Annotated in this window: 17 protein-coding genes; 13 read left to right on the plus strand and 4 right to left on the minus strand. The window is 51.9% G+C overall.

Features of this window, described 5'->3' with window-relative positions; genetic code table 11:
• Nucleotides 1-134: 134 nt before the first annotated feature.
• On the minus strand, nt 135-2,234 hold the full coding sequence (uvrB, locus tag AB0A83_RS13065; protein WP_150049081.1) for an excinuclease ABC subunit UvrB: 2,100 nt from the start codon (nt 2,232-2,234) through the stop codon (nt 135-137).
• A 268-nt stretch (nt 2,235-2,502) separates the two neighbouring features.
• Between uvrB and AB0A83_RS13070 the strand changes: the two genes are divergently transcribed.
• From AB0A83_RS13070 to AB0A83_RS13090, 5 genes are all read left to right on the plus strand, one after another.
• The gene (locus AB0A83_RS13070) at nt 2,503-3,666 is read left to right on the plus strand and encodes a Fic family protein (RefSeq protein WP_367154407.1); all 1,164 of its coding nucleotides are present in this window, start codon (nt 2,503-2,505) and stop codon (nt 3,664-3,666) included.
• 272 nt (nt 3,667-3,938) lie between these two features.
• Nucleotides 3,939-4,262: a type II toxin-antitoxin system VapC family toxin gene (locus AB0A83_RS13075; protein ID WP_150049085.1), complete on the plus strand. Its 324-nt coding sequence runs from the start codon at nt 3,939-3,941 to the stop codon at nt 4,260-4,262.
• 359 nt (nt 4,263-4,621) lie between these two features.
• Nucleotides 4,622-4,876 (plus strand): plasmid stabilization protein, encoded by a 255-nt coding sequence (locus tag AB0A83_RS13080; RefSeq protein WP_367154409.1) that lies wholly within the window; start codon nt 4,622-4,624, stop codon nt 4,874-4,876.
• A complete protein-coding gene (locus AB0A83_RS13085) occupies nt 4,873-5,289 on the plus strand; it encodes a type II toxin-antitoxin system VapC family toxin (RefSeq protein ID WP_367154410.1) in 417 nt (138 codons plus the stop codon). The genes AB0A83_RS13080 and AB0A83_RS13085 overlap by 4 nt, the downstream gene beginning before the upstream one ends.
• A 250-nt stretch (nt 5,290-5,539) precedes the next feature.
• The gene (locus tag AB0A83_RS13090; RefSeq protein WP_367154411.1) at nt 5,540-5,854 is read left to right on the plus strand and encodes a hypothetical protein; all 315 of its coding nucleotides are present in this window, start codon (nt 5,540-5,542) and stop codon (nt 5,852-5,854) included.
• Nucleotides 5,855-6,065: 211 nt separating this feature from the next.
• Here AB0A83_RS13090 and AB0A83_RS13095 read toward each other — a convergent pair whose 3' ends face one another.
• Nucleotides 6,066-6,596 carry a transposase gene (locus tag AB0A83_RS13095; RefSeq protein ID WP_367154412.1) on the minus strand — a complete coding sequence of 177 codons (531 nt, stop codon included), beginning with the start codon at nt 6,594-6,596 and terminating at the stop codon, nt 6,066-6,068.
• 47 nt (nt 6,597-6,643) lie between these two features.
• Nucleotides 6,644-6,904, minus strand: a complete 261-nt coding sequence (locus tag AB0A83_RS13100) for a hypothetical protein (RefSeq protein ID WP_150049097.1) — start codon at nt 6,902-6,904, stop codon at nt 6,644-6,646.
• Between the two features lie 129 nt (nt 6,905-7,033).
• Between AB0A83_RS13100 and AB0A83_RS13105 the strand changes: the two genes are divergently transcribed.
• From AB0A83_RS13105 to AB0A83_RS13135, 7 genes are all read left to right on the plus strand, one after another.
• Nucleotides 7,034-7,312: a BrnT family toxin gene (locus AB0A83_RS13105; RefSeq protein ID WP_150049099.1), complete on the plus strand. Its 279-nt coding sequence runs from the start codon at nt 7,034-7,036 to the stop codon at nt 7,310-7,312.
• Nucleotides 7,266-7,568 (plus strand): BrnA antitoxin family protein, encoded by a 303-nt coding sequence (locus AB0A83_RS13110; protein ID WP_150049101.1) that lies wholly within the window; start codon nt 7,266-7,268, stop codon nt 7,566-7,568. The genes AB0A83_RS13105 and AB0A83_RS13110 overlap by 47 nt, the downstream gene beginning before the upstream one ends.
• 138 nt (nt 7,569-7,706) lie before the next feature.
• The gene (locus AB0A83_RS13115; protein WP_150049103.1) at nt 7,707-7,961 is read left to right on the plus strand and encodes a type II toxin-antitoxin system HicA family toxin; all 255 of its coding nucleotides are present in this window, start codon (nt 7,707-7,709) and stop codon (nt 7,959-7,961) included.
• Nucleotides 7,958-8,290 carry a type II toxin-antitoxin system HicB family antitoxin gene (locus AB0A83_RS13120; protein WP_150049105.1) on the plus strand — a complete coding sequence of 111 codons (333 nt, stop codon included), beginning with the start codon at nt 7,958-7,960 and terminating at the stop codon, nt 8,288-8,290. Before AB0A83_RS13115 ends, AB0A83_RS13120 begins: the two co-directional genes overlap by 4 nt.
• Nucleotides 8,291-8,682: 392 nt before the next feature.
• On the plus strand, nt 8,683-8,931 hold the full coding sequence (locus tag AB0A83_RS13125; RefSeq protein WP_150049108.1) for a hypothetical protein: 249 nt from the start codon (nt 8,683-8,685) through the stop codon (nt 8,929-8,931).
• Between the two features lie 610 nt (nt 8,932-9,541).
• Entirely contained in the window at nt 9,542-9,931 is a 390-nt protein-coding gene (locus AB0A83_RS13130; protein WP_367154413.1) for a hypothetical protein, read from the plus strand.
• Nucleotides 9,932-10,235: 304 nt separating this feature from the next.
• Nucleotides 10,236-10,748 carry a hypothetical protein gene (locus tag AB0A83_RS13135; RefSeq protein WP_150049113.1) on the plus strand — a complete coding sequence of 171 codons (513 nt, stop codon included), beginning with the start codon at nt 10,236-10,238 and terminating at the stop codon, nt 10,746-10,748.
• A 335-nt stretch (nt 10,749-11,083) separates the two neighbouring features.
• On the opposite strand, the gene AB0A83_RS13140 is transcribed toward AB0A83_RS13135, so the two are convergent.
• A complete protein-coding gene (locus tag AB0A83_RS13140; protein ID WP_150049115.1) occupies nt 11,084-11,317 on the minus strand; it encodes a hypothetical protein in 234 nt (77 codons plus the stop codon).
• A 499-nt stretch (nt 11,318-11,816) separates the two neighbouring features.
• On the opposite strand from AB0A83_RS13140, the gene AB0A83_RS13145 reads away from it, so the two are divergent.
• Entirely contained in the window at nt 11,817-12,518 is a 702-nt protein-coding gene (locus AB0A83_RS13145) for a hypothetical protein (protein WP_150049117.1), read from the plus strand.
• Nucleotides 12,519-12,546: the final 28 nt, after the last annotated feature.

Below are 12,546 nucleotides of genomic sequence, written 5' to 3' on the forward strand. Positions count from 1 at the left end.
TACGACATTCCCCTAGGCCGGAAGAGTCGCCGGTCGAATAGTAACGATAACCCGATAATAGTAGCCGTTAACCGCTAACAATGTATGACAGTGGCATGTCGGCGCTCAAACGGGCGCGCGTCGACCCGGCTCGGCTAAACCACCATTTCCGCCTGCAGTAATTTAATTTGATCGCGAATGCGCGCCGCGTCCTCGAATTCCAGATTTTTGGCGTGCTGATACATCTGTTCTTCCAATTGTTTCAGCAATTTCGCTGCCTGCTTGGGCTTCATCGCCTTGTATTGGGCCGCGGGTTCGGCCACTTTAGCCCGCGTACCGGCAATAGAGCTCCCACCGGCACCGGGGATAGACAATTCCAAGATGTCCTTAACCGATTTGAATATCGTTTTCGGTTGAATGTTGTGCTCCAAATTAAAGCGAATTTGCTTGTCGCGCCGCCGTTCGGTTTCCTCTATGGCTTGCTGCATGGAATGAGTGATCTTATCGCCGTACAAAATCACCGTGCCGTTGACGTTGCGAGCGGCCCGGCCTATGGTTTGAATCAACGAGGTCAAAGAACGCAGAAAGCCTTCCTTGTCCGCATCCAATATCGCTACCAGCGATACTTCCGGTATGTCCAACCCTTCGCGCAACAGATTGATCCCGACTAACACGTCGAATACGCCCAGGCGCAAATCGCGGATGATCTCCACCCGTTCCACGGTCTCGATATCCGAATGCAGATAGCGCACTTTAACGCCGTGTTCCATCAAGTAATCGGTCAAATCCTCGGACATGCGCTTGGTCAAGGTGGTCACCAACACCCGCTCTTGAACGGCGACCCGCTTGGTGATTTCCGACAATAAATCTTCCACCTGCGTGCTTGCCGGACGCACTTGCACCTGCGGGTCCACCAAGCCGGTCGGCCGCACCACCTGCTCGATCACTGCGCCGGCATGCTGCTTTTCGTAAGCCCCCGGCGTCGCCGACACGTAAATGCGCTGACCGCAAATCAGTTCGAACTCCTCGAAGCGCAACGGCCGGTTATCCAAGGCCGACGGCAGGCGAAAGCCGTATTCCACCAAGGTTTCCTTACGCGAGCGGTCGCCCTTGTACATCGCGCCGATTTGCGGCACGGTCACGTGGCTTTCGTCGATGATCACCAACGCATCCTTGGGCAAATAATCGAACATGGTCGGCGGCGATTCGCCCGGACCGCGGCTGGACAAATGCCTCGAGTAATTTTCTATGCCGGAGCAATAGCCGACCTCCAAAATCATTTCGATGTCGAACAGCGTGCGCTGCTCCAGCCGCTGGGCTTCGACCAATTTATTGTTATCGCGCAAATACTCCAAGCGTTCGGCCAGTTCCAGCTTGATTTTTTCCACCGCTTCCAGCAATTGATCGCGCGGCGTCACATAATGGCTTTTCGGATAAATCGTATAGCGGGCCATGCGCTGCGTGACTTCGCCGGTCAAAGGGTCGAACATGGACAGCCGCTCCACTTCGTCGTCGAACAACTCTATCCGCACCGCCTGTTCTTCCGATTCCGCCGGAAACACGTCGATCACCTCGCCGCGCACCCTGTAGGTGCCGCGCCGCAATTCGGTGTCGTTGCGGGTATATTGCATCTCGGTCAAACGGCGCAGGATGTCGCGCTGCTTGATCAAATCGCCGCGCACCAAATGCAGCACCATCCGAAAATAAGACTCCGGCTCGCCCAAGCCGTAAATCGCCGACACGGTCGCCACCACCACGGTATCCCGCCGTTCCAGCAAGGCTTTGGTAGCCGACAAACGCATTTGCTCGATGTGTTCGTTTAGCGAAGCGTCTTTGTCGATAAAGGTATCGGAGGACGGAATGTAAGCCTCCGGCTGGTAATAGTCGTAATACGAGACGAAATACTCGACGCTGTTCTCCGGAAAAAACTCCTTCATCTCTCCGTACAGCTGCGCCGCCAGCGTTTTGTTGGGCGCCAGTATCATGGCCGGCCGCTGGGTGCGTTCAATCACGTTGGCGATAGTGAAGGTTTTGCCCGAACCGGTGACTCCGAGCAAGGTTTGATGCACCTCGCCGTCGTGGATACCTTCCACCAACCGGGCGATAGCGGTCGGCTGATCGCCGGCCGGTTGATAGCGCGATTCGATTTTGAACTCTTTGTGCGCGGGTTGGCGCGGGGCCGGTTGCGGCTTTTTCTCCGGAATAACCCCGGTAATCGCCGTCTGACTGATTTCCATGCGTCGCCTGACTGCCATCGTCGTTCTCGATAAGGTTGCAAGAATTGAAAACTTACTGAGTGTTAGGGTTTTCTGCAAGCCGCAATCGCCACCAGCTTCAGTACAAACGCAATTCCACGCCGGACTGATGCCAAGTATTGATGTATCCGCCTAACCGGTTTTCAAGATAATATTTCGGCTGATTCAAGATAATATGTCAGCGACGTAACCGTAACTTTTTGATATTGTTTGTCAATACAAACGATATTAAAGATATAAGAAACGTCACTTCAAGAAAACCGATACCATGCCCGCATTTAACCACTACGATTTGGCTCTGCTCAATCCGGCGTTCGATTCGCCGTTGGTGGACGTGTTGACGGAGCTCGAATACCTGCGGCGTTTGCAATTGAGCGGCACCACGCCACCACAGGTGTTTTTTCAACTGAAACGAATTTTCCACATGCTGGAAAGTTTGGGCTCGGCACGGATCGAGGGCAATCACACAACCCTGGCCGATTACGTGGAGAGCAAGCTGGGCGGCGGCCCGCAACCGCCGAGCGACCAGTTGCGCGAAATGGTCAACCTCGAAACCGCGATGGACTTCATCGAAGAACACTTTGATCCCGGCAAGGAACTGACCGAATACTTGATCCGCGAACTGCACGCGATGACGGTCGATAGCCTGGAACGCGAAGGCGACGCCACGCCCGGCGCGTATCGGCAACGGCCGGTACAAATCGCACAGGCGGAACATTTACCGCCCGAAGCACTGTTGGTGCCCGGTTACATGGCGGAGCTAGTGACTTTTATCAACGCGGGCGATCCCAAAAAATACGACTTGATTAAACTCGCCTTAGCTCATCATCGCTTTGGCTGGATACACCCGTTCGGTAACGGCAACGGCCGCGTCGTCCGATTGTTAACCTATGCGCTGCTGATCAAATACGGATTTAACGTCAATACCGGCGGCCGGGTACTAAACCCGACCGCCGTATTTTGCAACGACCGCGACCGCTATTACGCCATGCTCGCACAAGCCGATAAAGGCACAGTCGAGGGTTTGGAAAGCTGGTGCGTCTACGTACTGCAAGGCATTTTGGACGAATTGCGCAAACTAGACCAATTGGCCGACTTCGGCTATTTGGGCGCCAAAATCCTGGCCCCGGCATTAGCTTACGCCCGCGAGCGGGAATTGATCACGGCGCAGGAAGAAAAGATTCTGCACATCGCGGCAAAAGCCGGAACAGCCAAAGCCGCGGATTTTGAAAGCGCCATGCCCAACATGACCGGCATGCAACGCACCTATCAAATCAAAAAGCTGGTCGAACGCCAAATGCTGCAACCCCTCAAACCCGGCGCGAGACTATACACGATAGGCTTCAGCAGCAGTTTTTTGATACGCGGCGTGATATTGGCGTTGTCGAACGAAGGGTTTGTTCCGGCTTCTTTGCACAGTGCGCCGGGTTAGTTAGAGAAACCGGATGTATTACCCTGGGGCGGTTACCGCGAAGGCCGCTACGCCTCCACCAAGGTCAGAAGCTTCATCGATTTGATTGCCGAGCGCTTGAAACGGGAAGCGAGGTGGTTGTGAGGCGGATAAGCGCGGCTTTAGGTGCCACTGTCTGTAACAGCGCTCGTCATGGCATCCCTGGCAAAGGTTTGGCGTGATATGTTCAACGGCGGTTTTCAAAACAACCGTCCGGCTGATTCAAGATGATTTTTTAGCGATGCTTTCGTAACTTGCACGGACAAGAATACGATGTCATTTTCAGTCAAATCAGTTTGTTCGAGATTGCGATTAAACAAAAAATCGGCAAACTGCCCGACTTTACCGCTGAGTTAGAGGCGATTTATCGTCAATCGCTACGTGCCGGTTTTCGGTTCTTGCCCATCCAAAACGCCCGTCTGTTTGGCTATCACAAAATTCCGCTATTCGAACAACATCGTGATCCGTTTGATCGGTTGCTGTTGGCAAGTGCTTACCAGAAAAATTTGATTCTGTTGTCCGCGGACAATCATTTCGCCCTTTACAAACAGTGGGTTCAGGTGTTTTGGCCGCAGTGATAGACTATCTGCGTTCTTGGGTTATTCTGTATTTGCCTGCGCACTCAATAGGATGCCGCCGTTAGGCGCATCGTTCGCGACCGTTACGCCTCGCCGCCGGCTCGCAACCTATGTGGGGTGCGGGCTTTATTGGGTTGAATAAGTTGCTCGAATGCTCAACCTGACTCCGGTCTTCCCTGTCGTCGCCGTTGTAGACGGTCTGGGTGACGCGGTTGCCGCCCTCGGCGTCGCAGGCTTGCCTGGTGAATTTGCCCCGGACATTGGCAATGACAGTTTGCTGCACGTAATTGTTGGCGTTGTTGGTGTGCCTTCAATTCCTTATAATGAATGCACAACATGCATTATAGCGAGGTGATTTCATGGCAATGCTGACAGTACGTAATCTGCCCGACGACGTGCACCGAGCATTACGGGTACGCGCCGCTCAACATGGGCGCAGCACGGAAGCCGAGGTTCGCGAGATATTGACGATGAGCGTCAAGCCTGAAGAACGTATTCGTATGGGAGAAGCGCTGATGGCATTGGGTCGTCAGATCGGTTTAACCGACGAGGATGTCGAGGTATTCGAACAGATAGAAGACAAGGCACCAGCCGACCCTGTGAGGTTTGATTGATCGTCCTCGATACCAACGTCATTTCGGAAGCGATGAGGCCCGAACCACACCCGGCGGTGCTGGCTTGGCTGAATGAACAAGTTGCGGAAACACTGTACCTACCCGCCATCACACTGGCCGAACTACTGTTTGGCATCGCCGCGCTGCCTACGGGTAAACGCAAAGACATGCTGACAAAAATCTTGGAGGGTTTATTGCAACTATTCGGGGATCGGGTGCTGCCTTTCGATACCGACGCCGCAAGGCAATATGCCGAGCTTGCCATCACAGCCAGGACCGGCGGACAAGGATTTCCAACGCCTGACGGCTATATCGCTGCAATTGCAGCTTCACGCGGTTTCGTGGTGGCATCACGCGACACCACGCCCTATAAAGCAGCTGGCGTGTCGGTTATCAACCCATGGGAAACATAGAGCTAACATGCGATACCGGCCGAGGCTTATTAGTGGATCAGGATTTGCCTCCGGCTCTGGTGCTGGTCAGGCGGTGTTCTAATCACATGCGTCCGAATACGCTCGCTATTCGGACCTACGCGGGCTTGCACCCCATAAGTTCATGCCCATGCTGGGCGTACACACGTCGCTCCACCCGACCAAAAACCGCTACGCGGTTTTTGGTCGGGTGAGCTTGGCGTTAGGCTAAATCTCTTCGGGCATCGTAGTAATGACAGAAAAGCTCCTCATGATCCTGGGTGTCGCATACATCATTGCGTTGCTCGCTTTTGGAATCTATACAGCTACGATTCGTCCTTGGTGCAAATATGTAGCCGGCATCATAGTTTTTCTATTAGTCCTATTCGCAACTTCGATGTTGGCAATGCAGGGCGCCGATGGTCCTGACGGGTTTGCGGTCGGCTTGGTTTTCGGCTCGATGTTTTGGCTAGCCGTACTTGCACATATTGTGCGTTGGCTAAGGGTGTTGGTTGTAACGCTTTGGCAGCTACTAGCACGACAAAGAAAGGCTAAATCATCCAATTAAGATTAATTTGCTAGATTTAGCTTAATCGGATAGCCGGGGGATTTTCTCCCCCAGCCTCCACAACACCCCGCATGCGGGTCCGCACGGGGCGTTTCCTCCGTAACGCGATAACGTGCGCTAAATAGGATGTGCTGAACAACGTGAAGCGCATCGTTCGCGACCGATGCGCCTCCAAACGTCGGCACATCCTATTTGTGCGGCGCTTATCGAGTTATTCGACACCTTCAAGCTCAAACCGCTCGTTGCTCTCCCAATTCTTTGAATAAACGCCTTGTTCGACATATCGGTGAAAACTCGAATACGGCCAATCCACAACCCTTGTGACTAAGCCATGATTTACCGGATTCCAATGAATATAATCGAAATGCCGATTAAAGTCGTCTTGGTCTGTCATTAAATGCGCCCAAAATCGGCGTTGCCATATGCCGCGTTCCCGGCGTTTTTGCCGGCTTTTCGAAACTCTTTCGCCAGGATCGATTGTTCTGGAAAACCGGCCTTTCAACAAATTCCATCGGGTTGAATAATCGCCATCGCCCTGCGGTAATGTCCAAATGCAATGTAAGTGATCGGGCAAGACGACTATCGCCTCTATTCGAAAGGGCTTTTGCCGCTTTACATATCGAAAGGCATCGCGTAATTCGCACGTCTTTTCGACTAACAACTGATTGTTTTTCCGCTCGGCAAGATTGACGGTAAAAAACCAGGTGGATTTCGAAATATAAAATCGGCGGTAGTCGGTCATGGCGGGATTTTATATCCAAACGATGGGCATTCTGACGCCGGCACATCCTATTTGGCTATGTCCGCCAAAAGAAAATTATTTATCCTGGCCAATAAAGCGTCCTGATCCTTTACCTCGCATTCCCAAACCACCAGCACCTCCCAGCCCATTTCAGTCAATCCGGCCTTCACTTTTTTATCCCGCTCGATATTGCGGTTTAATTTAGGCAGCCAGTATTCCTGGTTGGACTTGGGCAGATGACCGCCTTTACAGCCGGCGTGCTGATGCCAGAAGCAGCCATAGGATGTGCTGAACAACGTGAAGCGCATCGTTCGCGACCGATGCGCCTCCTGACGTCGGCACATCCTATATGGCGCATCTTATCGCGTTGACTGGGAGCCAAATGTAGTTACAAAAACAAATTGCTCCGCTGTGTTTCTGTAACTACAATAATATCCATGAAGATTACTTGCGACCCTGTTAAGCGAGCCAAAACTCTTGAAGATAGAGGGCTGGATTTCATGGATGCCGCGTATGTGTTTGCCGATCGGCACTTTACCATGACGGATGATCGCAAGGATTACGGGGAAATCCGTCAAATCACCGTCGGCTTTTTGCAAGGGCGAACGATAGTGGTTGGCTGGGTTCAACGCGGCGAATGCCGCCATGTTTTTACGATGAGGAAAGCCAATGAACGCGAAATCAACAAATATCGGCAGCGACTTGAGCAAGGTTGATGCGCATGACATTACCGCCGAGGAGTATGAAGAAATACCGGAACTGACCGATGAGTTTTTCGAGCATGCTGATCTGTATGAAGGCGAAAAGCTCATTCGTGCAGGCAGGCCAAAGGCAGAACGCCCAAAAGTGTTACTGACTGTGCGATACAGCCCGGAAGTCGTCGAAGCCTTCAAGGCTACTGGAAAGGGTTGGCAAACGCGCATGGATGACGCGCTGAAAGAGTGGCTACGCGAACATCCGGCGTCGGTGTAGTCCATAGGATGTGCTGAACAACGTGAAGCGCATCGTTCGCGACAGATGTGATCTGTACCCTAGCGAATCACGAACTAGCGACGAGCGAGCGGGTAGCAATGGCTTGTTTGCGCTATCATATTTTGATAGCATCATCAAATGAATTCAAAACATAGCAAAACCTTGCAGGCTATTTTCGCCAAACCGACGTCATCCACACTGGAATGGGCTAAAGTCGAAGCGCTTTTTATTGCAATCGGCTGCCAAGTGATTGAAGGGCGCGGATCGCGGGTGAGGTTTGCATACAATGGCGTGGTGGCGACCTTCCATCGTCCTCACCCGTCTAAAGAAGCGAAGCCGTACCAGGTTGAGCAAGCCCGCGACTTTTTAACCGTGATTGGAGTTAAACCATGAATACCATGACCTATCAAGGCTATACCGCCCGTATCGATTTCGACGATCGAGACAATCTGTTTGTCGGCCGTTTACTGGGCATTCGCGACGTGATTGCTTTTCACGCCGATAGCGTGGCCGAATTACGTGCGGCGTTTGAAGAGGCCGTGACCGATTATCTTGAAACCTGCGCGGCGATTGGCAAAAAGCCCGAAAAGCCCGCCAGCGGCAAGCTGTTGCTCAGAGTGTCGCCGGAATTGCACGCTGCCGCTTTGGTCAAGGCTCAATCGGTCGGCAAGAGTTTGAACCAGTGGGCCACCGAGGCACTGAGCCGCGAAGTCAGCCTTTAGCCCGTAGAATGCGCTGAACCAAAGCTCGTAGGCTGGGTTGAGCAAAAGCGATACCCAGCATTGAAGCCAAGTCGCTGGGTTTCATTGCATTTAACCCAGCCCGCGTAGGTACGATTAGCTCTGCGTAATCGTACGAATGTTTCGACTCCATACCTCCGATAACGCTTTCGCTGATCGGAGCTGAGAGCTCTTGCAATCAAACGCGATAACGTGCGCTAAATAGGATGTGCTGAACAACGTGAAGCGCATCGTCCGCGACCGATGCGCCTCCTAACGTCGGCACATCCTATATGGCGCATCTTATCGCGTTGCTATTGATATATGGGGGATACGATTGATACCATAAATTCGCAAAACCCCACAAGTACATATAGTGAAAAAGGAGGTAATTAATGACTATTGAAGTATTGTTTTCTTTACTGGCGTTTATCTTCTTTTCTTGGCTTTTATGGGGAGTAATATTTGCCTTTAAACAGCTATTTGATGTAAATAGCAAATACTATCACAAATTTAATAATATATCACCGAAGCTAATTTTTACTTTAAAATTTGTTTTTCCAGTCATGGCTATATTGTTCGTATTTGAAATTATTCTTACTGTCATTTTTTTGCTGAAATATCTACCTGAATCCGTGACTTAACAAGGCGCACAAGAATATATCATATTGATTTATAAGATATATTCTTGGATAATACGCGCATTCCATTTTCATCCAACGCGATAACGTGCGCTAAATAGGATGCGCTGAACAACGTGAAGCGCATCGTCCGCGACCGATGCGCCTCCTAACGTCGGCACATCCTATTTGTGCGGCGCTTATCGAGTTATTCGACACCTTCAAGCTCAAACCGCTCGTTGCTCCCCCAATTCTTCGAATAAACGCCTTGTTCGACATATCGGTGAAAACTCGAATACGGCCAATCCACAACCCTTGTTACTAAGCCATGCTTTACCGGATTCCAATGAATATAATCGAAATGCCGATTAAAGTCGTCTTGGTCTGTCATTAAATGTGCCCAAAATCGGCGTTGCCATATGCCGCGTTCCCGGCGTTTTTGCCGGCTTTTCGAAACTCTTTCGCCAGGATCGATTGTTCTGGAAAACCAGCCTTTCAACAAATTCCATCGGGCCGACAAAGAAAGGATGATATACGGAAAAAATAAATCGTTGTGACTACAAGCTTATTTGAGCAACTCATCTTTTATGGTAGATAGATGAAATTCTCTAATCACTCATTAGGCCTAGAAAATATGAAGGATATCGACAAAGTAAAAACTGTCGCCAGACTCTTCTGGATTTATTTGTCATTAGTCGTCGTGGTAGGTGTAGCTGGCCACGAAATGGAGCATCTTCGCGACGCCCTCAACATCTCGGCCACGCTAATTGGCTCTTTTTTAATTTTTTTGTGGGTGCACTATGACAGTAAATCTGTCGGCAAGTTACTTAGTCCTCTGTTCAAAGTTGGGGTCGTGGGGCTGCCCATCGTATTCGTCCCAATCTACATTTTTATAACCAGAGGGGTTGCTAAAGGTATTGTTGTTATATTGGTGTTTGCCTTAAAGGTTATTGGCTTCTATGCGCTGATAGGACTTCTTTTAACGGGCCTACAAATGGCGGACTTGTATCGGCTTCCGGCCTAACATGGCGCTCATATGGCCGTAGGCTGTTTTCGCGATAGCAAAACACCTGTGTTGGCGGATTGCTATTGCGAATCCATCTTGCGGTCTTGTGGAACCACCCCGCATGCTCGTTGGCGGTCCCCGGTTTGGCGGAGAAACCGCGTCGAATGGACAGGGTGGGCAGTGATCTGCGAGCAGGCCATTGCGGTGCAAAGCGCGTTCCGTCAATAATACGGCGCTGACGTGCGACAGGGACGAGCGGGTTTCTGATGCACCTCGCGCCTATCTGGCTTCCAACTTATTAATTATTGAGCGGAGAGAAATGATGGCTACCGATTACCAGAAGCGTACGGAGTTAGGCAGAACGGAGAGTGTCGACAACCCAGTTACTTGCAAGAATGCTGACGTTTCCTGCTCGGAATCGGCGACCTTGTATGTGAGTGAACTACAATGCGAGGAGAACGCAGTTATCTCTGTCGACCACACTGCAAATGTCACTATCGGAAGGCTCATCTGTAAGAATGGGAAGCTGAATGTTTCATACACAAGCACCCTGAACATCCAGTATATCGAGTGCAGTGGAACGTTAGATATTCACGACACCTATTCAAGCACCATTAACATCGCTGTTCCCAATATCATAGGTGTGCTCTTGAGCCCTGTTATCCATCCTACCAGCAATGGCAGCCGCATCGGCAAGACAACCGGACTCGTGGATTATAGCAGCACGGGGCAATGCGGTGCGTGGATCGAGCGAGACGAAGTCAATACCGATCATTTGTCAACTTGGCGGGCCATACCGGCGGCCGGTAGTGGACATCAGGGATGGTCGGGATAGATCGTGATTTGGAAAGCCAAGGCAGCGACAGCAGACGAGCTGACCGAATAACGGCTCGGTCGGATTTCGGGTCTTGGCTGTGGTATGGCTCTCCGAACTCTCACAAAATTTGCGAGGATGTAAGGGTCGGGGCCGGGGCGCATGAACGCCAGACTGCTTCGAGCGCTGGTATCGCCCTGATTTGCCGCCTTCCGATACCAATTTACGGCGACTGCCTAGGGCCATAGGATGCGCTGAACAACGTGAGGCGCAACAGTCGCAAATGATGCGCCTACTTGCGTCGGCACCATCTTATCTTCGCATTCGAATAGCAAAACCTATTCGACTTATACAACTTACCGGCCCAATTTTTTCGACTTACTCAAGCGTGCAACGCCGCGTATTCCTTGGCCGAAAGAATATGTTGCGGCAAAGTTGACGCCGGTGGGGCGCACGGCTTCCCAGCCCAGGCAGGCCAGCCAGATCGCGCAGGGAATCGGTTTTTCGCCGTCGCGGAAATAAATCAGCATCCGGCGCGAAATCCCCAAAGCCTCGGCGGCTTGCTGCAGCGTGAGTCCGGTGTCGTGCAACCAATGCCGCCGGACTGCTCGACCGCCAGATTACGCAGGTTATCAGCGGCCGGATCGAGTTGGTGTTCGATCCAATCCACCGTTCTTCCCGCAAATCCGATTTTAGCTTACACAAACAAGGCCCGATTCTTTAATGGAGGCAGCACTGCGGTTGACGAATGCGCCCAAGCCAGTTCCGCTCAAAACCTTGGCCGGCCACGGCAACGCCGGTTCCGTCATTGGAGTGCCGTTACCAACTCCACTGTTACTCTGAAAGTCATGGTGGGAGCGACGCCCTCCTCGCGACGGGGGCGTCGCTCCCACAGAAAAACTTTTATTTGCTGGGGTGATGCCGCTTTTTCATGAACGTTAGCTTCGAACCGGGGAAGCGGAACAGTGATAAAAAACACTCCCCGGCGAACAACATTGAACCTTTGGCAGCATTCGGCACATTCACCCACTGGGTTAGCGCCAGTAACCGGGCGCTATTTATCGTTACTCAGCAAACAAGGAATGAATCATGAAATTAATCGCCGCTATTGCCTTAACCTTTTCCGGCTCGGTTCTTGCCGCCGAAATCATCACCGCTCCCGAGGCACCGGCCTACAGCATAGTCACCATCACTTCCGCAAAACTGAAAACCTCGCTGGCCCAGGCCTTGGTCGCCTGGCCGGGCAAGGAGTGCACCTCGTTTGCGGATCTGAACGGCCCCATCAACTGCCCCGGCATCGCCATCGCCGGCATCAATACCCTGGACTTTGCGCCAGTCGGCTTTCCGGAGGTGACGACAACGACAGTCGATAGCAAAGGCCGGGTGAAGACCACAACCCCCAGAGTCGACGGCCTCAAACAGAAGTATTTTCTGAATGCATTGGTAAACCGTAACGCGCCGTTGTCCTTGTTCTGTCCGCCGGATCTGGGTCTACCGTTCCCGCAACCGCAAGGGCGGCCGATCGAAGTGCTGGCCAACGCGCCGCTGACGGAATTCAGCATGGAAATCTATAACAACGGCGCGCTGACCGAAATTGAAATTGAAATCGACGGCGCGCCTATCGGCAACTACATTCCGGTGGAGGGCGTTCAAAGCGTCGGCGTCAGCGAACCTGCCGGCATGCGCCACATCAAATTCATTCCCCGCGACATTCAGCGCGGCCAGCCCTACAATTGCACCAGCAACTACGAGTACGGCTGGATAACCGGCAATCGATTTTTTTATCAATGAGGTATTCGCTATGCCGAGTTACGCTCGG

Source organism: Methylomonas sp. HYX-M1, from assembly GCF_040741385.1.
Lineage (GTDB): Bacteria > Pseudomonadota > Gammaproteobacteria > Methylococcales > Methylomonadaceae > Methylomonas > Methylomonas rhizoryzae.